At 63.2% G+C, this 21,634-nt stretch carries 18 protein-coding genes; 6 read left to right on the forward strand and 12 right to left on the reverse strand.

The annotated features are described in order from the left end of the window. The first annotated feature begins 53 nt into the window (after positions 1 to 53). The gene (gene mnmD / locus KUW17_RS11475) at positions 54 to 722 is read left to right on the forward strand and encodes a tRNA (5-methylaminomethyl-2-thiouridine)(34)-methyltransferase MnmD (protein WP_222479138.1); all 669 of its coding nucleotides are present in this window, start codon (positions 54 to 56) and stop codon (positions 720 to 722) included. Further along, complete coding sequence (locus tag KUW17_RS11480) at positions 719 to 1,627, forward strand: DMT family transporter (protein WP_222479140.1); 909 nt, start codon at positions 719 to 721, stop codon at positions 1,625 to 1,627. The genes mnmD and KUW17_RS11480 overlap by 4 nt, the downstream gene beginning before the upstream one ends. Here the strand turns inward: KUW17_RS11480 and KUW17_RS11485 are convergent. Then, complete coding sequence (locus KUW17_RS11485) at positions 1,601 to 3,559, reverse strand: lytic transglycosylase domain-containing protein (protein WP_222479142.1); 1,959 nt, start codon at positions 3,557 to 3,559, stop codon at positions 1,601 to 1,603. The genes KUW17_RS11480 and KUW17_RS11485 overlap by 27 nt on opposite strands. 139 nt (positions 3,560 to 3,698) lie before the next feature. On the opposite strand from KUW17_RS11485, the gene dapA reads away from it, so the two are divergent. After that, complete coding sequence (gene dapA, locus KUW17_RS11490; protein WP_222479144.1) at positions 3,699 to 4,571, forward strand: 4-hydroxy-tetrahydrodipicolinate synthase; 873 nt, start codon at positions 3,699 to 3,701, stop codon at positions 4,569 to 4,571. Between the two features lie 121 nt (positions 4,572 to 4,692). Here the strand turns inward: dapA and KUW17_RS11495 are convergent, their stop codons facing one another. From KUW17_RS11495 to KUW17_RS11535, 9 genes are all read right to left on the reverse strand, one after another. Further along, positions 4,693 to 5,574: a sigma-70 family RNA polymerase sigma factor gene (locus KUW17_RS11495; protein WP_222479146.1), complete on the reverse strand. Its 882-nt coding sequence runs from the start codon at positions 5,572 to 5,574 to the stop codon at positions 4,693 to 4,695. Further along, complete coding sequence (locus tag KUW17_RS11500) at positions 5,571 to 6,032, reverse strand: carboxymuconolactone decarboxylase family protein (protein ID WP_222479148.1); 462 nt, start codon at positions 6,030 to 6,032, stop codon at positions 5,571 to 5,573. Before KUW17_RS11500 ends, KUW17_RS11495 begins: the two co-directional genes overlap by 4 nt. Before the next feature lie 118 nt (positions 6,033 to 6,150). After that, positions 6,151 to 7,038 (reverse strand): dimethyl sulfoxide reductase anchor subunit family protein, encoded by an 888-nt coding sequence (locus tag KUW17_RS11505; RefSeq protein WP_222479150.1) that lies wholly within the window; start codon positions 7,036 to 7,038, stop codon positions 6,151 to 6,153. After that, positions 7,038 to 7,802 carry a 4Fe-4S dicluster domain-containing protein gene (locus KUW17_RS11510; RefSeq protein ID WP_222479152.1) on the reverse strand — a complete coding sequence of 255 codons (765 nt, stop codon included), beginning with the start codon at positions 7,800 to 7,802 and terminating at the stop codon, positions 7,038 to 7,040. Before KUW17_RS11510 ends, KUW17_RS11505 begins: the two co-directional genes overlap by 1 nt. Continuing rightward, on the reverse strand, positions 7,799 to 10,621 hold the full coding sequence (locus KUW17_RS11515; RefSeq protein WP_222479154.1) for a molybdopterin oxidoreductase family protein: 2,823 nt from the start codon (positions 10,619 to 10,621) through the stop codon (positions 7,799 to 7,801). The genes KUW17_RS11510 and KUW17_RS11515 overlap by 4 nt, the downstream gene beginning before the upstream one ends. A gap of 75 nt (positions 10,622 to 10,696) precedes the next feature. Beyond that, entirely contained in the window at positions 10,697 to 11,725 is a 1,029-nt protein-coding gene (gene pta, locus KUW17_RS11520; RefSeq protein ID WP_315899396.1) for a phosphate acetyltransferase, read from the reverse strand. 43 nt (positions 11,726 to 11,768) lie between these two features. Next, the gene (locus tag KUW17_RS11525) at positions 11,769 to 12,515 is read right to left on the reverse strand and encodes a sulfite exporter TauE/SafE family protein (RefSeq protein WP_222479156.1); all 747 of its coding nucleotides are present in this window, start codon (positions 12,513 to 12,515) and stop codon (positions 11,769 to 11,771) included. A gap of 5 nt (positions 12,516 to 12,520) precedes the next feature. Continuing rightward, a complete protein-coding gene (gene xsc / locus KUW17_RS11530; RefSeq protein WP_222479158.1) occupies positions 12,521 to 14,293 on the reverse strand; it encodes a sulfoacetaldehyde acetyltransferase in 1,773 nt (590 codons plus the stop codon). A 260-nt stretch (positions 14,294 to 14,553) separates the two neighbouring features. Next, positions 14,554 to 16,014, reverse strand: coding sequence for a PLP-dependent aminotransferase family protein (locus KUW17_RS11535; protein WP_222479160.1), 1,461 nt, complete (start codon positions 16,012 to 16,014; stop codon positions 14,554 to 14,556). Positions 16,015 to 16,232: 218 nt separating this feature from the next. Between KUW17_RS11535 and KUW17_RS11540 the strand changes: the two genes are divergently transcribed. Beyond that, the gene (locus KUW17_RS11540) at positions 16,233 to 16,988 is read left to right on the forward strand and encodes an SDR family oxidoreductase (protein WP_222479162.1); all 756 of its coding nucleotides are present in this window, start codon (positions 16,233 to 16,235) and stop codon (positions 16,986 to 16,988) included. A 77-nt stretch (positions 16,989 to 17,065) separates the two neighbouring features. Here the strand turns inward: KUW17_RS11540 and KUW17_RS11545 are convergent, their stop codons facing one another. Continuing rightward, complete coding sequence (locus KUW17_RS11545) at positions 17,066 to 18,463, reverse strand: aspartate aminotransferase family protein (protein ID WP_222479164.1); 1,398 nt, start codon at positions 18,461 to 18,463, stop codon at positions 17,066 to 17,068. 294 nt (positions 18,464 to 18,757) lie between these two features. Between KUW17_RS11545 and KUW17_RS11550 the strand changes: the two genes are divergently transcribed. Both KUW17_RS11550 and KUW17_RS11555 read left to right on the forward strand, forming a co-directional pair. After that, positions 18,758 to 19,540, forward strand: a complete 783-nt coding sequence (locus KUW17_RS11550) for a 3-keto-5-aminohexanoate cleavage protein (RefSeq protein ID WP_315899397.1) — start codon at positions 18,758 to 18,760, stop codon at positions 19,538 to 19,540. Further along, positions 19,537 to 20,862, forward strand: coding sequence for an aspartate aminotransferase family protein (locus KUW17_RS11555; protein WP_222479166.1), 1,326 nt, complete (start codon positions 19,537 to 19,539; stop codon positions 20,860 to 20,862). The genes KUW17_RS11550 and KUW17_RS11555 overlap by 4 nt, the downstream gene beginning before the upstream one ends. Before the next feature lie 49 nt (positions 20,863 to 20,911). Here KUW17_RS11555 and KUW17_RS11560 read toward each other — a convergent pair whose 3' ends face one another. Beyond that, the gene (locus KUW17_RS11560; RefSeq protein ID WP_222479168.1) at positions 20,912 to 21,580 is read right to left on the reverse strand and encodes a DsbA family oxidoreductase; all 669 of its coding nucleotides are present in this window, start codon (positions 21,578 to 21,580) and stop codon (positions 20,912 to 20,914) included. Positions 21,581 to 21,634 lie beyond the last annotated feature (54 nt).

The raw sequence follows: 21,634 nt of genomic DNA on the forward strand, positions 1-21,634 counted from the left end.
GATCCTTTCGCCAGTGTCGCGCCGTTCCAGACACTCACTTAGGGGATTATAGCATGGCAGACCAGCAGGCCCGCCTCAGCTGGCGCGATGGCACTGTTCCGGTGTCGGATCAGTTCGATGATCCCTATTTCTCAAACCAGGACGGGCTGGCAGAGACGGAGCATGTGTTCCTGGCTGGAAACAGCTTGCCGGAGCGGTTTGCTCCGGGCTTTCATATTGCCGAGCTGGGCTTTGGCACCGGTCTCAACATGCTGGCGGCCTGGCGTGCCTGGGAAGCAGCAGGGCAGGAAGGGCCGCTGCGCTTCACCAGTTTCGAGGCCTTCCCGATGGCGCCTGGTGATATGGACAAGGCGCTGGAGGCGTTTCCGGCGGTTGCCCCCTGGGCGGAGCGGTTCCTGGCCAAGTGGCATGGCACAGGGGCTTGCGATCTGGGCAGCCTGCAACTGGAGGTGATCCAGGGCGACGCGCGGGTGTCGCTGCCGGAGTGGACAGGGCTGGCGGATGCTTGGTTTCTGGACGGGTTCTCTCCGGCCAAAAACCCTGAGTTGTGGGAGGAGGCGCTGATGGCGGAGGTTGCGGCGCATACCGCGCCCGGCGGCTCGGCGGCGACCTATACTGCAGCGGGCTTTGTCCGCCGCGGGCTGGAGGCAGCAGGATTTGAAGTGACCCGCATTCCCGGTTACGGGCGCAAGCGGCATATGACAAAGGCGGTATTGCGATGAGCATGGTTCCACAGGGCAAAAGCCTGCCTCAGCCCCGGGTGCAGCAGAACAACGTGCCGCTGGGTATTCTGCTGATGATCGGAGCCACCATCGTCTTTGCCCTGCAGGACGGCATTTCGCGCCATCTGGCGGGCACCTACAACACCTACATGGTGGTGATGGTGCGCTACTGGTTCTTTGCTGCCTTTGTGGTTTTCCTGGCGGCAAGGGCGCCGGGAGGGATCAAGGAGGCTGCCCGTACCGACCAGCTGTGGCTGCAGATCTTCCGCGGCGTTTTGCTGGTCGCTGAAATCTGTGTGGCGGTCTATGGCTTTACCGTGCTGGGCCTTATCGAGAGCCAGGCGGTGTTCATCTGCTATCCGCTGCTGGTCGCGGCGCTGAGCGGCCCGGTCCTGGGTGAAAGCGTCGGCTGGCGGCGCTGGGTGGCGATCGGCGTCGGCCTGATCGGGGTGCTGGTTATCCTGCAGCCGGGCATGGGCGTGTTCAACCCGGCCGCGGTGATACCGTTCATCTCGGCGCTGATGTTTGCCGTTTACGGGCTGGTGACGCGCTACGCCGCGCGCAGGGACAGCACCGCCACCAGTTTCTTCTGGACCGGGGTTGCCGGCATGGTCTTCATGACCGCAATCGGCATCTGGTTCTGGGAGCCGATGAGCCAAGGCGACTGGTTCTGGATGGCGCTGCTGTGCGTTTCGGGCGTGACCGGCCACTGGCTGCTGATCAAGTGCTACGAGATGGCCGAGGCCAGCGCAGTTCAGCCTTTCGCCTATTTCCACCTGATCTGGGCGGCGATGCTGGGCATGGCGGTGTTCGGCGAGGTGATCCGCACCAATGTCGCCATCGGTGCAGGCATCATCATCGCCGCGGGCCTGTTCACCCTATGGCGCGAACGCGTGAAGGGTTGAGCCCTTCAGCTCCTTGGAGAACGGAACCGGCAGCGGCGCCTTGCCCAGCCGGGCCCGGTAGACCGGCAGGCTTTCGGTGACCCGCATCACGTAGTTGCGGGTCTCGTTGAAGGGGATGTGTTCGATCCAGTCAACGATATCTGGGTCGCCGTCCCGGGGATCACCATAGCGTTCCATCCAGGCTATGGGGCGGTGCGGGCCGGCGTTGTAGCCGGCCGCCATCATCACAACGTTGCCGCGGAACTTGCCGGCCAGGCCTGCCAGGTAATTGGCCCCCAGCTTGGCGTTGTAATCCCACTCCGCTGTCAGGCGGGACGTCTTGTGGTTTGCCAGAATGCCCAGTTCCGTTGCCACCAGCTTGGCCGTTGCCGGCATCACCTGCATCAGCCCGCGTGCGCCGGCATGGCTGACGACCGCAGGATCAAACTCGCTTTCGCGCCGGGCAATGGCCAGGGTCATTTCTTCGGCCATAGGCAGCTGACGCTTGGCAACCGCGTGCAGCGGGTAGTAGGCGCCCTCCAGCTCCACCCCGCCGCGGGCAGCGCGTTTTGAGATCATCACCGCCAGATGCGGCTGGTCCAATTCCACCGCCATTTGCCCCAGCTGGCGCGCCTGGACCGGTGGCAGGGTCTCCACCAGATGAGTAAGAAAGCGCTCTGCCAGCGCCAGATCGCCGGCTTCCAGCAGCATCAGCCCGGCCTCGGCCACCGAGGATTGCATGAAAGCCGCCTTGCGCCAGTCAGGCATGGGGGCGGGTTTCACCAGCGCCGGATCAAAGGGGCGTCCAAGTTTTTCGGCGGCCAGCAGGCCATAGAAAGACGTCTGGTATTCCGCGCCTTTGGCATAGGCCTCGTGCGCCTTGTCGGCTTCGCCCATTGCCGCATAGGCCCGGCCCAGCCAGTAGCCGCCGCGGCCGATCGAGATCGGGGTCTCGACCGAGGAAAGGAACCGCTGAAAATGCACCACAGCAAGCTCGGGGTCGCGCAAATTCTGCAAGGCGATGTAGCCGGCCAGCCATTCGCAGTCGGAATAGCCATAACCGTCCTCGGGCGTGGAGAAATGATAGGCCGCAAGCTGGTAGGCGCGCTCGTGATCGCCGTCGCGCATCAATTGCCGGGCCAGATCGCGGCGGCGGTTGAGCCATTTTCCCGGCTCGCCCAGTTTCTCTGCGCTGGTACTGCGGTCCATCATCATGTCGATGGCGCTGTCCTGCAGCCGCTTGCGGTCGCGCCAGGCAAAGCGGTCGTACGCAAGACCGGCAGAGGCTTGCAGGCTGGCGGGAACGGCTTCGATCTTGGCGTCCACGCCTGGGGCACGTTCCTGCAGGGCTATGCGGGCTTCTGCCAGTTTACGCTCAGGCTCGGGAACCAGTGGCAGCATCCGCTTGGAACTAACCAGATGATCCTCCCACAAGAGCCGGTCCAGCCGCGCGGTGTGGTGCGGCTTCAGCAGCTTGCCGAAGTCCCGCAAGTAGAGCTTCTGGATCGCGCTGCCCATCGCCATGGTGCGCCAGGCCAGCACGATCTCCGCCTCGCCGTCGCCGCGGCGCCCGGCAGCAATCAGGGCCTTGCCCAGGCTCAGCGCGCCTTCAGCAGTTTGCGGACGGTCTTCGGCATAAAAGGCCAGGATGGTCTCGCGCCCGGTGGCGGCTATGGCGTCCTCATTCTGGCGGCGCAGGTAGTCGAGCCCGGGCCAGTCCGGGCGCCGATCCAGAAACGCCATTACATCGCCTGCTGATCCCAGCCCGGCCCGCAGCCGGTGCCATTCGATGACATCGCGCGCCACGCTTTGACGCTTGCCCGCTTCGCGCGCGGCCTGATCCCATTTCTCGGCCCGCATCAGATCAAGCGCCGTGCCCAAATCGCGGGCTTGGGCAGGTGCTCCGGGCAGGGCCGCCGCAATGAGCAGAATAAGGGCCAGAATGCGTGTCATCTCTTGCATTTTCCAACGGTCCGGGGATAGAGGCTTGAACGTTACTTATTGGCGTGCCGGTATCAACTCAAATCACTGGCATTCCGTACCTTGACGGCGGCGGATTGCCGCCTGCACCTGCAGCGAAGGGAGCGTGCCCATGTTCAAAGGCTCTATGCCAGCACTCGTTACCCCGTTTTCGAACGGCGAGCTGGATCTGGATGCGCTCAAACGCCTGGTGGAATGGCAGATTGCCGAAGGGTCGACCGGCCTGGTGCCCGTCGGGACCACCGGTGAAAGCCCGACGCTGACCCACGAGGAGCATGAGCAGGTCATCGCAGAGACGGTCAAGGCAGCGGCTGGCCGGGTGCCGGTGATTGCGGGCGCAGGCTCCAACAACACCGTCGAGATGATTCGCTTTGTCGAGTTTGCCAAGAAAGTCGGTGCCGATGCGGCGCTGGTCGTGACGCCGTATTACAACAAGCCGACGCAGCGCGGCATGGTGCAGCACTTCCAGGCCGCCCATGACTGTGCCGAGATCCCGATCATCATCTACAACATCCCCGGCCGCTCGGTCGTCGACATGACGCCTGCGACCATGGGGGAGCTGGCCAAGCTGCCGCGCATCATCGGGGTGAAGGATGCCACCGGCGATCTGGCCCGCGTCAGCCAGCAGCGTGCCGCTTGCGGCAAGGAATTCGTGCAGCTGTCTGGCGAAGACGCGACCGCACTGGGTTTCAACGCCCACGGCGGTGTTGGCTGCATCTCGGTGACCGCGAACGTCGCGCCGAAGCTCTGTGCCGAATTCCAGGCCGCTACCCTGGCAGGCGACTATGCCAAGGCTCTGGAGTATCAGGACAGGCTGATGCCGCTGCACGAGGCGATCTTCATCGAGCCGGGCCTTGCAGGCGCCAAATACGGCCTGTCCAAGCTCGGCATGTGCAGCGAAGAGGTTCGCTCGCCGCTGACCACGCTGGAGGACAGCACCAAGGCTGCCATCGACGCGGCCATGGTGCACGCGGGCCTGCTGTAAACTTTATCCGCATCTGAAAACAGCTAGGGCGGCCTCCATCCCAGTGCCGCCCTTTTTGCCTCTTGCCGGTTGGAAATACTCAGGGAGGTGTTGCCCTGAAGGGGCAAGAGGGGTTGCCCCTTCAGCTCAGAGCATCCGCCAGGTGCCGGGTCTTATCCGGGTTGCGGGTCACATAGATCCTTGTGATCTTGCCCTCCGCGATCTCCAGCGAGGTTGCTTGCAGGATACCATCCTCGGCCAGGTTCAAAATCGCCGGAAGGCCGTTCAGGCGGCAAAAACGCCAGCGGGTCGGAACCGTTTTGCCGAACTTGCGGGCAATGCCTTCCAGCAGCCGCAGCACCTTGTCCCGCCCGTAGATCGGATTGAGCGCCGCTATGGCCTTGCCGCCGCCATCCGAAATGAGCTGCACATCCTGCGCCAGAAGCTGGGTCAGGGCCGCTGTGTCGCCTGTTCTGGACGCCCGGAAGAAAGCTTCGGTCAATTCCCGCCCCTGATCCGGGTCGGCCGGGGCCCGCGGCCGCAGCTTCTGGACCTTGCGCCTGGCGCGGGCAGCCAATTGGCGGCAAGCCTCGGGAGAGCGGTTCAGCGCGGAGGAAATGTCGTCATATGAGCTGTCGAAAATGTCACGCAGCAGGAAAGCGGCGCGTTCCAGCGGCGACAGGGCTTCCAGCGCCATCAGCAGCGCAACCGAGACGTCATGGTCCAGCTGTTCGGTTGCGTCCTCGGTCAGAAGCGGCTCCGGCAGCCATTCGCCGGGATACGTCTCGCGCCGCACACGGGCCGATTTCAGCTGGTCCAGGCACAGCCGGGTAGTGATCCTCATCAGGTAGCCGGTCGGGTCCCGCACCTCAGCCTTGTCTGTTGCCTGCCAGCGCAGGAACGCATCCTGCAGGATGTCCTCGGCGTCGCTAACCGTGCCCAGCATCCGGTAGGCGGCCGCAAACAATCGCGGCCGCGCTGTCAGGAACACATCGGTTCCGTCTTTTTTGTGCTGGGCTGTCACGCGGCATTGGCCTCCTCAGCGGCAGGATGCGAGGTGCGGAAACCGATTGCAATGCGGTTCCAGGCATTGATGGCGCTGATCAGAAGTGTCAGCACCACCTGCTCGCGCGGGGAGAACAGCCGGGTCATTTCCTCATAGTCTGTATCAGGCGCGCCGGTCTTTTCCACCCGCGTCAGCGCTTCGCACCAGGCCAGCGCAGCACGCTCCCGCTTGGTGTAAAGCGAGGATTCACGCCAGGCATTCAGCAGCTGCATCCGGTCCTCGCTTTCACCATGAGCGCGCAGGTCGTGGCTGTGCATGTGGATGCAGAAGGCACAGCCGTTGATCTGCGAAGCCCGCAGCTTCACCAGCTCCACCAGACTGTGCTCCAGGGTGCTGTCCTTGAACAGCTTCTCCTGCTCCAGCATCGGCTGAAACAGGTCGGGGGTGATGGCGAAATAGTCGAGGCGTTGGGACATTTGTCTGTTCCTTTCTGGTGGCTTCAGGAACAGGACGAGGCAGCCAGGACGTTTGTGACATGGCTGGTAAAAAATACTCGAAATAGATCGGGGCGCCGCATTGGGCGCCCCGGGAATGTCAGCGTTTGCCGTAGTAGAGGCCGACCACATGTTCGGCCTGGGCAAAGAACAGCCAGCGCGAGGTGGCGATGCCTGCAAGATGCGACAGCACCGCGAGGGCAGCAAACACATGCTTGATCACGATGCCCTGAACCGGGGTCAGGATCAGCAGCAGCGGCAGGGCAAAGCCGAGGATAAAGGCAATCATCCGCAGCTTCTGCGCGTGCTTGCGGCCGACCACATGAACGAACTCGCGCAAGAGGTAGTTGGAGCCGGTGTGCGGCGGTTCAAAGGCGCGGACCGCGCCGCGGTCGCCAAGGCCGGTGGCAGTGCCCAGATTGGTGCCGGAGTTCTCCAGCGCCTTGTCGCCCTTGGCCCAATAGGCCAGCTGCACCGCGCCGGCGATGGCCAGCAGCCAGGGCGCCACCGACTCGGCTCCGGCCAGCAGCGCGCCGCCTGCCAGGCTGAAAGACAGGAACATCGCAGGCGTCAATTCCATGTTCCAGCGCGGGATGGTCTTCAATTGGGTGTAGATCATCGAGGTGGTGAAGACTGTGGCGAGGCTGAGTGCCGCGCCGATCCAGCCCAACAGCGTCCAATGGCTGTCCATGAAAACCGCGCCAAGCGCGTAGAGGCCCATGACAATCAGCGCCCCGACGGCGCAGACGCCCTCGCGGCTGAGCCAGCTGGTTTTCCACTGGGTCAGGGCACGCCAGGCGCGCTCCGGGCGGCCCAGGTGGAAGGTAGATGCCAACAGGCCGCCGCAGGCCAGGCCGAAGGCTATGGCGTAGAACACAAAGGCCACTTTCCCGGTCACGGCGGGCTGGCCGAGGCCGAGGAAGAACAAGAGGCCAAAGCCGAGGCCGGAGAGCGTAGTGAAGATAATGACGGATGGTGCGGGATGCATCAGTTCGCTCCTCCCGGAAGTTTGTCGAGGGCCTTGTCCAGCCAGCCCATGAAGCCTTGCGGTTCGTCAGCGACCGGTGCCAGCAGCGGGGCGAGAATGTCGATCTGCTCCTCGATCTGGTCCTTGGGACGGGGCGGCAGGTACTTGTTCACCGGCTTGGTGCCCATTTCCGGCATCAGATCCATGCCGCCGCGTTCTGCCACCAGTTTGGAGACATCGCTGTCCGGATCGCCCAGATCGCCGAAATGGCGGGCGCCTGCGGGGCAGGTCCGCACGCAAGAGGGGATGCGGTCCACTTCCGGCAGGTTCTCGTTGTAGATCCGGTCAACGCAGAGGGTGCATTTCTTCATCACGCCTTCTGCCAGGTCCAGTTCCCGCGCTCCGTAAGGGCAGGACCAGGCGCAGAGGCCGCAGCCGATGCAGTGGTCCTCATTCACCAGCACGATGCCGTCCTCGGCGCGCTTATAGCTGGCGCCGGTGGGGCAGACGGTGACGCAGGGCGCGTCCTCGCAGTGCAGGCAGGACTTGGGGAAATGGATCAGCTGCGCATGGCCTTCCGCGGGCTGCACCTCGTATGAGTGCACCCGGTTCAGGAAGGTGCCCGACGGGTCGCCGCCGTAGGGGTTCTGGTCTGACAAGGGGGCGCCGTAGTTTTCGGTATTCCAGCCCTTGCAGGAGATCACGCAGGCATGGCAGCCGACGCAAGTGTCCAGGTCGATGACCAGGCCCATCTTGCGGTCTGTGGAGTTGGGGAGCTCGGTCATTTGCCTACTTTCCACTTCAGTTCTTTCGGGCCGGTGCCAACCGGAGATTCCTGCGCCGGGAAGGCCGGCTGGCTTTCCTGCAGATCCTCCGGCGCGGCGGCTTTTTCGATTTTGACCTTCAGGTCGAACCAGGCCGCCTGGCCGGTGATCGGGTCCGAGTTGGCCCACCGCATGCCATCGCCCTTCGCAGGCAGCAGTTCGTGGATCAGGTGGTTCAAGAGGAAGCCCTTGGTGGCCTCCGGCGCGTCCTTCTCCAGCGCCCAGGCTCCCTTGCGCTTGCCGATGGCGTTCCAGGTCCAGACGGTGTTGTCATTCAGCGCGGCCATCTCCATCACCGGCACGGTGATTTCACCGTGCGGCGAGGTGACCTTGGCCCAGTCGCCGTCCTGCAACCCATGCTTGCGCATCAGCTTGGTTGGGACATAGAGCGGATTGCGTCCATGCAGCTGCCGCAGCCAGGCGTTTTGGGTGCCCCAAGAGTGGTACATCGCCATCGGGCGCTGGGTTAGCGCGTTGACTGTAAAGCCCTCGTTGCCCTGCTGGTCGGTCTCGTACCAGATCGGCAGCGGGTCCATCACGTCCTTCACCCGCTGGCGCAGATGCTCGGGGGGCTGGCGTTCGCCATGGCCCTCTGCAGCCAGCTGGAACTTGCGCATCGGCTCCACATACAGCTGGAACAGATAGGGCTGCGGGCTGTCATAGATGCCCATGCCCACCGCCCAGTCCTGATAGGCGGTGTTCCAGGGTTTGTAGTAGTCCGCGCCGTCCGGGATGTGGGCGACGTAGAAACCGCCGTTTTCGATGTATTTGTCCAGCTGCTCGGGGTTCACCTCGCCGCGGCCTTCCTTGTCGCCGTTTTCACCGCGGAAGCCTGCCAGCGGGCCGATGCCCGGCTTGCGTTCGTGGTTGACGATGTAGTCGGCGTAGTTCCTCCACTTGGGGGTGCGGTCCTCATTGGTGAAATTCGGCAGCTTCATCCGGTTGGCCAGCTGGATCAGCACCGTCTGGAAGCCGCGCACGTTCCGGTCCGGCTCGATCACCGGCCAGCGGATCGCATCCGCCGCTGCATCCGCCTCGCAGATCGGGCGGTCCAGCAGCGAGATGCAGTCGTGGCGCTCGAGATAGGTGGTGTCGGGCAGGATCAGGTCGGCAAAGGCCACCATCTCGGAGGAATAGGCATCCGAGTAGATGATATGCGGGATCTTGTAGTCGCCGTTTTCATCCTTGCCGGTCAGCATCTCCATCACACCCTTGGTGTTCATGGAGGAGTTCCACGACATGTTGGCCATGTACATGAACAGCGTGTCGATCTTGTAGGGATCGCCGGCATAGGCGTTGGAGATCACCATGTGCATAAGACCATGCGCCGACATCGGGTTTTCCCAGGTGAAGGCCTTGTCGATCCGCGCCGGGCTGCCGTCTTCCTTCAGCGCCAGATGCTCCGGGCCGCGGACAAAGCCCAGATGCGGGCCGTCCAGCGGGGTGTCAGGCGTGGATTTGCAGTGCGGTGTCGGATGCGCCTCCACCGGCTTAGGGTAGGGCGGTTTGAAGCGGAAGCCGCCGGGAACCTCGACAGTGCCCAGCAGGATCTGCAGCACATGCAGCGCGCGGCAGGTCTGGAAGCCGTTCGCATGCGCCGAAACCCCGCGCATTGAGTGCATCGAGACCGGGCGGCCCACCATCTTGGTGTGCTTCTCGCCGCGGAAGTCGGTCCATTCGACATCCAGCTCGAAGGCCTCGTCAAAGGCGACGCGGGCCAGTTCGCCGGCAATGGCGCGAATGCGTTGGGCCGGGATGCCGCATTTTTCTGCGATTGCCTCCGGCGCGTACTCATCAGCCAGGTAACGCTCTGCCATCAGGTGGAAGACGGGGCGGTGGGTGACGCCGTCTTTCTCGTGGACGGCGCTCAGGTCCGGACGCACGCCTGGCTGGTCAAACGGGGTCAGCTTGCCGGTGTTGCGGTCGATCACCAGCATCTTGCCGTCACCGTCCCGCAGGAACAGGCCCTTTTCTGGCCCTTCCTCGGCGTTGATCAGCACCGGCGCATTGGTGTAGCGGCTGAGGTAGTCGAGGTCGATCTTGCCAGCCTTCATCAGCACATGGATCAGGGACAGGATGAACAGTCCGTCGGTGCCGGGGGTAATGCCGACCCAGTCGTCAGCCACTGCGTTGTAGCCGGAGCGGATCGGATTGACGCCGATCACCCGCGCACCGCGCTTTTTGATCTTGCCGATGCCCATTTTGATCGGGTTGGAGTCGTGGTCCTCGGCCACGCCGAACAGCATGAACAGCTTGGTGTGCTCCCAGTCGGGCTGGCCGAATTCCCAGAACGCACCACCCATGGTGTAGATGCCCGCGGTCGCCATGTTGACCGAGCAAAAACCGCCATGCGCCGCATAGTTGGGGGTGCCGAAGCTTTGCGCCCAAAAGCTGGTGAAGCTTTGCGATTGATCGCGGCCGGTGAAGAAGGCCAACTGCTCGGGTGCCTCGTGCCGGACAGGCTCCAGCCAGCCCACCGCAATCGCAAGCGCCTCGTCCCAGGAGATTTCCTTAAACTGGCCGGAACCGCGCGGGCCGGTGCGGATCATCGGCGCCTTCAGCCGTGAAGGCGCGTTCACCTGCATGATCCCCGCTGAACCCTTGGCGCAGAGGACGCCCTTGTTCACCGGGTGGTCGCGGTTGCCCTCGATATAGGCGACCTTGCCGTCCTTCATGTGCACGTTGATGCCGCAGCGGCAGGCGCACATGTAGCAGGTGGTCTTGCGGATCTCGTCCGAAACCTTGGGCGAGGTGTTCAGGATTGGCTGCTGATGGGTCATGGGCGGGTCCTGTTGGGTGTTTCGGGCGACCGTATGACGGAAAGCCTTCTTTTGGGAATAGTGTTCTGTTTCGGCTCAGGAGGATGGGCCATTTGTTCCTGATGCCTGAAGGATTGTAACGGCAATGATCTGAGTAACATCTTCGGCGCTGCAGCCGCGGGAAAGGTCGTTGGCTGGTTTCGCCAGTCCCTGCAGCACCGGGCCGATGGCGGAATAGCCGCCTAGCCGCTGGGTAATCTTGTAGCCGATATTGCCGGCGTCCAGGTTAGGGAAGATCATCACGTTGGCCTGGCCCGCGACACTGGATCCTGGCGACTTGCGTTCGCCGACCGAGGGGACAAATGCGGCGTCGAACTGCAGTTCTCCATCCGCTTGCAGGTCAGGATAGGCGTCATGAAAAAGGCTCAAGGCCTCTGCCGCTTTGTCTACAGCAGGGTGTTTGGCGCTGCCCTTTGTCGAGAAGCTGAGGAACGCAAGCTTCGGCTCTACCCGCAGCAGCGCGCGGGCCGATTGAGCCGAGGCAGCGGCGATCGAGACCATTTCGGCAGGATTGGGGTCGATTACCAGCCCGCAGTCCGAATAAAGCATCGCACGGGCGCCTTCGGGGGCGTTTTCCGGCGGGTACATCAGGAAGAAAGAAGAGACCATGCCGGCTCCCGGCGCCATGCCGATGACCTGAATGGCGCTGCGCACTACGTCGCCGGTGGTGTGCACTGCACCGCCAACGGTGCCGGTGGCATGCCCTAGGCGCACCAGCATGGCAGCATAGACCAGTGGAGTCTCGGCCGCCTCGCGGGCCTTGGCTTGATCAACGCCCTTGTTTTTGCGGAGTTCGTAGTATTCGGCGGCAAAAGAAGCTGTCAGCTCTGAACTGACCGGGTCGTGTACCGCCACGCCGTTCCCGGCGCTGGCGCCTTCGGCTTGCAGGGCTGCTTCGACCTCTGCCTGCGGGCCGATCAGGATCACATCGGCGATGCCTGCCTGGTGCGCCGCCAATGCGCCTGCCACCACGCGGGGATCAGTACCTTCGCTCAGCGCGACAACGGGGCGGGCGGCCGGGGCTTCGGCCTTCAGCAGTTCGAGCGGGGACAAGGTCTGGGTCACGGGCGTGCGTCCTGTAACAGCGGTTTCGGGGCGGGGCTGGCAATCAGAACGCCAGCCGAGCGATATTGATCAGCGAAAGCGCGGTGAGCATCAGCACCACCGCGCGGCGGAACAGCGGCTGTGAAACCGCCTTGAAACTGTGGGAGCCGGCCCATATGCCGAGGCCCAGAATGGGAAAGGCCAGCAGGATGCCGGTCAGGGTTTCCGGCCCGACCAGACCGTTCGCGGCCATCACCGGCAGCGCCATCACGTCGATACCGGTCAGGAACACGATCATCGTGGCGCGAAACACCGCAGGCGGCACAGGCTGCGCAGTCAGGAAGGCCGCCACCGGCAGACCGCCGACGCCGGCGCTGTTGGCGATGCCTGCTATGGCACCCACACCCACATTCCCGTTTCGCCCCACCGGACGTTCCAGCTGCCAGCCGCTGAGCAAAACGAGGCTCAGCACCAGGATCAGGCTTGAGATCGCCAGCCGCGCCTCCTGTTCGCCCAGCCGCGCCATGATGGCGATGGCGGGAACGGTTGCGACGGCGGCTCCTGCCAGCAGGGCAATGGCCCGGCGCCAGTCAATATGCGGGCGGATGTCCCTCGCCTGAAAGGCGGTCATGGCGATTTCGCAGGAAAACACCACTGGGATCAGCGGCAGCGGATTGGTGGTCAGCGCCGCAAGGATGATGAAAATGGCGGAGAAGCCGAAGCCGGAAAAGCCCCGGATCAAGGCCGCCGCGAATAACGCGGCGGCCAGATAGAGCCCCTGGCCCAAAGAGAGGTCAAAGGGCAGGGGCATCAGGTTCAGACTTTCTGCGGACGCATGTCGTCCTTGCTGATGCCGGCAACCTGTACCGGTTTCTTCATCGCGTCGCGGCGGAAGGGTTCACCAAGTTCCTGGTTGATCATGGCTTCGATCAGAGTGGTGATGCCCTTCTTCTGGTCTTCGCAGGCCTGGCGCAGCGCCTCGGTCAGCTCGTCCTGGGTACGGGCCACTACACCTTTCAGGCCGCAGGCCTGGGCGATACCGGCATAAGACACCTGGGTGTCGAGCTCGGTGCCGACAAAGTTGTCGTCGAACCACAGAGTGGAGTTCCGCTTCTCAGCGCCCCACTGGTAGTTGCGGAAGACAACCTGGGTGATCGCGGGCCATTCCTCGCGGCCGATTGCGGTCAGCTCGGTCACCGCGATGCCGAAGGCACCGTCGCCGGAAAAGCCGACAACCGGAACGTCCGGGCAGCCGATCTTCGCGCCGACAACCGCCGGCAGGCCGTAGCCGCAGGGGCCGAACAGGCCGGGGGCCAGGTATTTGCGGCCTTCCTCGAAGGTCGGGTAGGCGTTGCCGATGGCGCAGTTGTTGCCGATGTCGGAAGAGATGATCGCATCCTTCGGCAGGCCGGCCTGGATCGCACGCCATGCGCGGCGCGGGCTGAGCCAGTCAGGCTTGGCGGCACGGGCGCGCTCGTTCCAGGTGGTGCCGGGATCGTCCTGCTCGTGATCCATCGACGACAGTTCCTGCGCCCAGGAGGACTTGGTGTGCGCGATCAGCGCTTTGCGCTCGCCGCGGCCCTCGTCGCCTGCAGTGGCGGAGAGTTTTTCAAGGATGGTGTCGGCAACCTGCTTGGCGTCGCCGACGATGCCGACGGTGACTTTCTTTGTCAGGCCGATGCGGTCCGGATTGATGTCAACCTGGATGATCTTGGCGTCGGTCGGCCAGTAGTCGATGCCGTAGCCGGGCAGGGTCGAGAACGGGTTCAGGCGGGTGCCCAGGGCCAGAACGACGTCCGCCTTGGAGATCAGTTCCATACCTGCCTTGGAGCCGTTGTAGCCCAGCGGGCCTGCAAACAGCGGGTGCGAGCCCGGGAAGGCGTCGTTGTGCTGGTAGCCAACGCAGACCGGTGCGTCCAGGCGCTCGGCCAGAGCGATGGACGACGGGATTGCGCCGCCGATGACAACGCCGGCGCCGTTCAGGATGACCGGGAATTTTGCGTTCGACAGCAGCTCAGCTGCTTCGTTCACCGCTTCGGTGCCGCCTGCGGGGCGTTCAAAGTCAACAACCGCGGGCAGCTCAATGTCGACGACCTGGGTGAAGTAGTCGCGCGGCACGTTGATCTGGGCCGGAGCGGAGTTGCGCTTGGCCTGCATGATCACGCGGTTCAGAACCTCGGCCATGCGGGACGGATCGCGGACTTCTTCCTGGTAGCAGACGCAATCCGCAAACATGCGCATTTGTTCCATTTCCTGGAAGCCGCCCTGGCCCATGGTCTTGTTCGCGGCCTGCGGGGTCACCAGCAGCAGCGGGGTGTGGTTCCAGTAGGCGGTTTTGACAGCGGTCACAAAGTTGGTGATGCCAGGGCCGTTCTGGGCGATCATCATCGACATCTTGCCGGTGGCGCGGGTGTAGCCATCTGCCATCATGCCGCCGGATCCCTCGTGGGCGCAATCCCAGAAGGTGATGCCCGCCGGCTCGAAGATGTCGGAAATCGGCATCATGGCAGAGCCAATGATGCCAAAGGCATGCTCGATGCCATGCATCTGAAGCACTTTGACAAAGGCTTCTTCGGTGGTCATTTTCATGGGTCTTGCTCCTGAGTGAGACGCATATTCCGCCCGGGCTGGAATGCCGGGAATTGACTCTGGTTTAGGGGGCGGAAGGAGGTCGGGTTAGGGCCAGTTGTTCGGCTGGAATAGGTCCAAAACTGGACCCATTCAAATGGCCAGGCGGTTTTTTCGCATAAGATTCAGCCGGTCATGCCCGGCAGGCAATCGAGATTCTTGGGTATATTTTTGATACTTTTTGTATCAATTTTCACAGCCCGGTGCGCCGGAAGTACTGCTCAGCGCTGTTTCAGCGCCTCGGCCAGCAAGGCCAGGCCTGGTTCGATTCTGGTTGCAGGAATCGAGGAATAACCAAGCCTGTAATAGTTCTGCTTGCGGTGCTCAGCCGCAAAGAAAGGCGCGCCGGGTTCGATGATCACGCTTTTCTCCCGAAGCCGCTCTGCCACTGCAGTTGCATCGACATCCTCGGGTGCTTCCATCCACAGGGCTGAACCGCCGAAACTGCCGACACCTGCAATGTTCAGCCCGTGTTTGCGGATGGCATCCTCGATCACTGCGCGCCGGTCGTGCAGCACCTTGGCAATCCGCCGGATCTGGGCGTCGTAGTGGCCAAGCGACAGGAAATAGGCCACCGTGCGCTGAACATGCCCCGGGGGATGCCGCAGCACGCTGGCGCGCAGCGCCCGGGCCTGGCGAATGAACGGCTCCGAACCGACCAAGTAGCCCAGCCGCAGCCCGGGAAACAGAGATTTCGAGAAGCTGCCGGCATAGATCACCCGCCCTTCGGAATCCAGCGACTTGAGAGAGGGAGAGGGGGCACCGAGAAAGGACATCTCGAACTCGTAGTCGTCCTCGACAATGACCGCGTCGATTTCGCTGGCGCGCCGCAGCAGCTCCTTGCGCCGCTCCATCGGCATCGTGAATGTGGTCGGGCTTTGATGGCTGGGGGTGCAGAAGATGACGTTGGTGTCATCGGGAATGTCACCGGGCGGCAGGCCGCGCTCATCAACCGGAATGCAATCGACCTGGCAGCGGGTCTGCATCACCTGGTCGCGCAAGGTGTAATATGCTGGGTCCTCCACCGCCGCCCGCCGCCCGCGGTTCAGCAGCAGCTGGCAGGTGATCCACAGGGCGTTCTGCGCCCCCAGCGTAATCAGGATCTCCTGCGGCCGCGCGGTGATGCCGCGCCGCGGCAGGGTGTGGCGGGCGATGTATTCGATCAAGAGCGGGTCGTCCTGATCGAAATAGTCGTTGGCCAGCGCAGAGAAGTCCTTTTGCCCCAGTGCCCGCAGCGCGCACAGCCGCCAGTTGGCGTGGTCGAACAGCGAGGCATCCGCCTGCCCGTAAATGAACGGGTAGCGGTAGTCGCGCCAGTCCTGAGGTTTGCGCGGGGTGTCGCCGCCTGTAAAGCTGCGTGCCAGTGTCTTGCCCCAGTCCACGGCATCGCCGGATTTCTGCTGCGGCGTGTAGGAGGGCGGCACCGGCGCGTTGTCCGAGACAAAATACCCCGACCGCCCGCGCGAGGTGAGGTAGTCGTTGGCCAGCAGCTCGGTATAGGCCAGGGTGACAGTGATCCGGCTGATGCCCAGGTGCGCTGCCAGTTTGCGTGAGGACGGCAGCTTTTCCCCGACCCGGAACCGGCCAGACAGAATACCCTCGGCAATCATTTCCTGGATCTGCGCCTGCAGGGTGCCCTGGGCGTCCGGGTTCAGGAAAAAGGTGTCAACTGAGATGGCCATGCGCGCCACCTTAGGGTGGACTTAAGCGCGGTGCAATCTGGCCTTAGGGCCAGTTTGGAGAAAACTTCGGGCCGCTCTGGCCCGCGAGACATATCAGGTTGAACGGTGACCCGATTCTTGCGGTTTCAAGACGGAGCCGGGAATAGCCGCAAGTATCGGGTCGCCGATGGTCCGGCCGGCTCCTTAGTCATGTCTGCACAGCCAACAAGGAGACGGACATGGAGCTGAGAAACAAGACAGTAATCATCACTGGTGCGAGCAGCGGGATCGGCGAAGCGGCAGCTATTCTGTTTGCAGCCGAAGGAGCCAATGTGGTGCTGGGGGCCCGCCGGCAGGGGGAGCTTGAACGGATCGCCACACAAGTGACCAAAGACGGAGGAAATGCAGCCTTTCTCGCAGGTGATGTCACCGACGAAACCTACGCGATTGCCCTGACCGCACTTGCACAAGAGGAATTTGGCGGGCTGGACGGCGCTTTCAACAATGCGGGCGTAATGGGTGAGATGGGACCCGTGGACAAGATGGATGCCAGAAATTGGAACGCTGTTATAGCAGCCAACCTCACCGGTGCCTTCTTCTCGGCCAAGGCGCAGGTCCCGGCGCTGAAGGCGCGCGGAGGCGGCTCGCTTGTCTTTACCGGATCCTTTGTCGGGGTCAGCAATGGCGGCATGCCGGGCATGGGGGCCTATGCCGCGTCAAAGGCAGGACTGGTCGGCCTGGTTCAATCATTGGCCTCTGATCTTGCGGCGGAAGGCATACGGGTGAATGCGCTGCTGCCTGGCGGGACCAGGACTGCGATGGCTGGCGATGATCCTGGGACTCACAGCTTTATCGCGGGGCTGCATCCGATGAAGCGGATGGCAGCACCGGCCGAGATTGCACAAGCGGCGTTGTTTCTCCTGTCAGACCGCGCCAGCTTCATGACCGGAGCGCCAATGGCGGTTGACGGCGGGATTGGCGTGCGGCTGGTTTAGGTTCTGTAACGACCCAAAACGAAAGAGCGCCCCCGGCGGTACCGGGGCGCAGTTTGATCGTCCAACAGGGAGAGATGTCAGCCGAAGACCTTGGTCAGTGCCTTGTCGACCGCGTCGCAGATCTGGTCGATGTCGTCCGCGGTGGCGATCAGCGCCGGGCTGAAGCACAGGGTGTTATTGCGGCCCGGCAGTGAGCGGTTGGTGACGCCGATGATCACGCCCTGCGCGCCGCATTCCGCGACAACCTGCTGGGCCAGTTTCTCGTCCACCGGCTCCTTGGTCTCGCGGTCCTGAACCAGTTCGGCGCCCAGGAACAGGCCCTTGCCGCGCACGTCGCCGATCACGGCGTGCTTCTCCTGCAGCGCGCGCAGGTTGTTCAGCATCCGCTCACCCATGGCAGCGCAGTTGTCCAGCAGGCTCTCGTCCTCGATGATCTGCATGTTGACCAGCGCCGCGGCGGGGCCTGCGGTGCAGCCTCCGAAGGTGGAGATGTCGCGGAAGTAGTTCAGCGGATCGCCCGCGTCGTCCTTGAACATGGCAAAGACTTCTTCGGTGGTCACCATGCAGGCAATTGCCGCATAGCCGGAGGCAACGCCCTTGGCCATGGTCACGAAGTCCGGCTTGATGCCGTACTGCTGATAGCCGAACCACTTGCCGGTGCGCCCGACACCGCAGACCACCTCGTCGATGTGCAGCAGGATGTCGTACTTCTTGCAGATTTCCTGCACGCGCTCCCAGTAGCCCTCGGGGGCCTCGATCACGCCGCCGCCTGCTGTCACCGGTTCCAGGCACAGCGCGCCTACGGTCTCCGGGCCTTCGCGCAGGATCACTTCCTCGATCTTGTCTGCCGCGGCGATGCCGAACTCGCGGCCGGACAGGTGCTCCAGGCCCAGCTCATGCTTGCGGTATTCCATGCAGTGCGGAACGCGGACGAAATCCGGCGCAAAGGGGCCGTACTGCGCGTTGCGCTCGTCCTGGCCACCGGCCGACATGGTGGCCAGAGTGGAGCCGTGGTAGTCGCGGTCGCGGTACAGGATCTTGGTTTTCTTGCCGCCGTACTTCTTGTGGGCGATCTGGCGGACCATTTTGAAGGCCTTCTCGTTGGCCTCGGATCCGGAGTTGGTATAGTAGACGCGGGTCATGCCCGGCATCTTGGAGATCAGCTTTTCGGCAAACAGCGCACCGGGAATGGACCCTGCGGAGTTGGCGAAATAGCAGACTTTCATCAGCTGATCGTAAACTGCCTTGCAGATGTTCTCGCGGCCATAGCCGACGTTGACGGTCCAGACACCACCGGAAACAGCATCCAGGAATTCCTTGCCGTTCTGATCCCACACGCGCATGCCCTTGCCCTCGACGATGATGCGCGGGTCGGAGCTTTCCAGCGCCTTGTGCTGGAACAGGTGGTGCCACATGTGGGCCTTGTCGGCCTCGACAACGCGGGAGAGATCGTTTTCGTTGAACGTGCCGTCCATGACATGTCCTTTCGGCGTTAGAAGTGAATCAGGCTGCCCGGCACCCTACACGGGCTATGAGGCGCATTATGTACCAGAAACGTCAGATTTGCGGAATTCGTTAGGGCCAAATCGGTTGCTGACCTAAGTCCAGAAGCGGTTGGCCGGTCCAGGCGGCACAAAGCTGCTCAGGCTGGCGGCGGCAGAACAGATGTTTTGAAGTTTCTGGATTGAGAGCGCGTGTGCCGCGCATACAAACTGCACCTGCAGCCCGGGTGCGAGCCGGGCCAGAGAAACCTGCGCAGGAGAGCACCGGTGGCAAAATACAGGTTAATGGTGGCGCCCAATGGTGCCCGGCGCGGACGCGGGGATCACCCGGCGCTTCCTGTGACGCCGCAGCAGACGGCGGAAACTGCGGCAGCCTGTTTTGCGGCCGGGGCCCACGCGCTGCATCTGCATGTGCGTGACGACGAGGGGCGCCATTCATTGGATGCCGGACGCTACGGCGAGGCCCTGGCAGCGGTGCAGGAGCGCGTGCCGGGGATGGCTGTGCAGATTACCACCGAAAGCGCCGGGATCTATGACGTAGCGGCCCAGCTTGCCTGTCTGGAGGCGCTGCGCCCGGCGGCGGCCTCTGTCTCAGTGCGGGAAATGGCGCGGGACCCAGGGCTGGCTGCGCGCGCTTATGCGGTGTGCCAGGAAGCAGGCACCCAGGTGCAGCATATCCTTTATGGCCCCAGCTGCATCGCGCAGCTGCGCCGCTGGTATCGGGGCGGTGTCATTCCGGAAACCATGCGTGACGCGATCTTTGTTCTGGGCAAGTACAGCCCGCCGGTTCTGGCCCGCCCCGAAGGGCTGGCCGTCTTCCGCGACGCAACCGCAGACCTGTGCCTTAACTGGGCTGTCTGCGCCTTTGGCCGGTATGAGCAAGCCTGCCTGCTTGCAGCGGTTGCAGCAGGCGGGGATGCGCGAATCGGATTTGAGAATAACATTGAAACACCCGAAGGCGGGCTGCTGGCCGACAACGCAGCCTCGGTTGCCGCCTTTGTTCAGGCCGCGCGGGATGCGGGCCATAGCCTCAAGGAGTGCAGATCATGAGTCACGTTTTTCCCCGCCACACCAAGGCTGATCTGCCCACCGCGGTATCCGGTGAAGGCTGCTATCTGATCGACGCGGACGGCAAGCGCTATTTCGACGGCTCCGGCGGTGCCGCGGTGTCCTGCCTTGGCCATTCCGATGCGGATGTCATCAAGGCCGTTCAGGACCAGGTCGGAAAACTGGCCTTTGCCCACACCGGCTTCCTGACTTCAGAACCGGCCGAGGAACTGGCGGACCTGCTGGTGGCCAACGCGCCGGGCGACATCGACCGGGTCTATTTCGTGTCCGGCGGGTCTGAGGCCACCGAGGCGGCGATCAAGCTGGCCCGCCAGTACCACCTTGAGCGCGGCGAGCCGCAGCGCCGCCACATCATCGCCCGCAAGCAAAGCTATCACGGCAACACCCTCGGCGCGCTGGCGGCAGGCGGCAATGAATGGCGCCGGACCCAGTTCGCGCCTCTGCTGATCGACATCTCCCACATTTCGCCCTGCTATGAATATGTGGGCCGGGCCGACGGCGAGAGCAGCTATGACTACGGCCAGCGCGTGGCCAATGAGCTGGAGGCGGAGATCCTGCGCCTTGGGCCTGACACCGTCATGGCCTTCATGGCGGAACCGGTGGTTGGTGCCACCTCCGGCGCGGTGCCTGCGGTGGAGGGTTACTTCAAGCGCATCCGCGAGATCTGCGACACATACGGCGTGCTGCTGATCCTGGACGAGGTTATGTGCGGCATGGGCCGGACCGGGCATCTGTTTGCCTGCCAGGCAGATGGCGTCGCGCCGGATATTCTGTGCATCGCCAAGGGGTTGGGTGCGGGCTACCAGCCGATCGGCGCGATGCTTTGCACCAAGCAAATTTATGAAGCCATCAAAAATGGCTCCGGCTTCTTCCAGCACGGCCACACCTATATCGGCCATCCGGTGGCGACCGCTGCGGGCCTTGCCGTGGTCAAGGCGATGCTGGACCGGGGCCTGGTGCAGCGCTGTGCGGAAATGGGAGAGAAGCTGCAAGCCGCGCTGGAGGACCGTTTCGGCCAGCATCCAAACGTCGGCGACATCCGCGGCCGCGGGCTGTTCCGCGGGATCGAACTGGTCACCGACCGTGAAACCAAGACCCCGTTCGACCCCGCGCTGGGACTGGCCGGCAAGATCAAGAAAGCGGCGTTTCAGGCCGGGCTTATCTGCTATCCGATGTCGGGCACCCGCGATGGCCGGAACGGCGACCATATCCTGCTGGCACCGCCGTTTATAATTACCGAGGAACAGATCGCGGAGGTGGTGGACAAGCTAGAATCAGCCATCACCCAGTGTTTGCCGCAGTAGTAGCCCCGAACAACGAGAACGCCGCCCGGCCGCTGGCCGGGCGCTGCCATCAGGCAAAGGTGTTTCCGGTGTATCCGAGCTGTTCAAGAATGCTGGCGTAAGTCTCGACGCCTTGCGCGCCGGTCACCAGATGGCGGCCGCTGAACACCATGGCTGGAACGCCGCGGATACCCTGGCTTACCCAAAACGTCTCGCGCTGGCGCACGCTGTCAGCATGTTTGCCGTTTTCCAGCGATGCGCGGGCTTCTCGGCCGTCAAGGCCAAGGCGATCTGCGGCTTCTACCAGCACATCAATATCCGAGACATTCTGGCGATCGGTGAAATAGGCTTTCAGCAGCGCCTGTTTCATCTCATGGCCCTTGCGGCGCACTTCTGCCCATTCGATCAGTTGATGCGCTTGGAACGTGTTGTAGATCCGCATGCCGTCAAAGAAGCGAAAGGTGAAACCCAGGGGTTCACCCAGTTCGGTCAACTGTGCCCGCACCTGTGCCGATTGCTCTGTCGTGCTGCCATACTTCGCCGCCAGATGCTCCCGCAGGTCCTCGCCCTCGGGTGCCATATCGGGGTTCAGTTCAAACGGCTGCCAGTGGATGTCCAGGGTCACCCCGGCGCGGCGGGCGGCAAAGGCGAGCTGGCTGTAGCCCACGGCGCACCACGGGCACACGACGTCTGAGACTATATCGACGCGAAGGGCAGGGCGGGGTTCACTGGCGGGCATGAGGCTGGTCCTTGGCGTTTCGGTGCATTCAGGACACATGGGGGCCGCAGCGCT

The sequence above is a fragment of the Leisingera aquaemixtae genome, from assembly GCF_019801145.1.
Classification (GTDB): Bacteria; Pseudomonadota; Alphaproteobacteria; order Rhodobacterales; family Rhodobacteraceae; genus Leisingera; species Leisingera aquaemixtae_A.

What these genes read in the sequence shown, in the direction of transcription:
- mnmD (WP_222479138.1), top strand. Translation starts at nt 54, where the DNA reads ATGGCAGACCAGCAGGCCCGCCTCAGCTGGCGCGATGGCACTGTTCCG.
- KUW17_RS11480 (WP_222479140.1), top strand. Translation starts at nt 719, where the DNA reads ATGAGCATGGTTCCACAGGGCAAAAGCCTGCCTCAGCCCCGGGTGCAG.
- KUW17_RS11485 (WP_222479142.1), bottom strand. Translation starts at nt 3,559, where the DNA reads ATGACACGCATTCTGGCCCTTATTCTGCTCATTGCGGCGGCCCTGCCC.
- dapA (WP_222479144.1), top strand. Translation starts at nt 3,699, where the DNA reads ATGTTCAAAGGCTCTATGCCAGCACTCGTTACCCCGTTTTCGAACGGC.
- KUW17_RS11500 (WP_222479148.1), bottom strand. Translation starts at nt 6,032, where the DNA reads ATGTCCCAACGCCTCGACTATTTCGCCATCACCCCCGACCTGTTTCAG.
- KUW17_RS11505 (WP_222479150.1), bottom strand. Translation starts at nt 7,038, where the DNA reads ATGCATCCCGCACCATCCGTCATTATCTTCACTACGCTCTCCGGCCTC.
- KUW17_RS11510 (WP_222479152.1), bottom strand. Translation starts at nt 7,802, where the DNA reads ATGACCGAGCTCCCCAACTCCACAGACCGCAAGATGGGCCTGGTCATC.
- KUW17_RS11515 (WP_222479154.1), bottom strand. Translation starts at nt 10,621, where the DNA reads ATGACCCATCAGCAGCCAATCCTGAACACCTCGCCCAAGGTTTCGGAC.
- KUW17_RS11525 (WP_222479156.1), bottom strand. Translation starts at nt 12,515, where the DNA reads ATGCCCCTGCCCTTTGACCTCTCTTTGGGCCAGGGGCTCTATCTGGCC.
- xsc (WP_222479158.1), bottom strand. Translation starts at nt 14,293, where the DNA reads ATGAAAATGACCACCGAAGAAGCCTTTGTCAAAGTGCTTCAGATGCAT.
- KUW17_RS11535 (WP_222479160.1), bottom strand. Translation starts at nt 16,014, where the DNA reads ATGGCCATCTCAGTTGACACCTTTTTCCTGAACCCGGACGCCCAGGGC.
- KUW17_RS11540 (WP_222479162.1), top strand. Translation starts at nt 16,233, where the DNA reads ATGGAGCTGAGAAACAAGACAGTAATCATCACTGGTGCGAGCAGCGGG.
- KUW17_RS11545 (WP_222479164.1), bottom strand. Translation starts at nt 18,463, where the DNA reads ATGGACGGCACGTTCAACGAAAACGATCTCTCCCGCGTTGTCGAGGCC.
- KUW17_RS11555 (WP_222479166.1), top strand. Translation starts at nt 19,537, where the DNA reads ATGAGTCACGTTTTTCCCCGCCACACCAAGGCTGATCTGCCCACCGCG.
- KUW17_RS11560 (WP_222479168.1), bottom strand. Translation starts at nt 21,580, where the DNA reads ATGCCCGCCAGTGAACCCCGCCCTGCCCTTCGCGTCGATATAGTCTCA.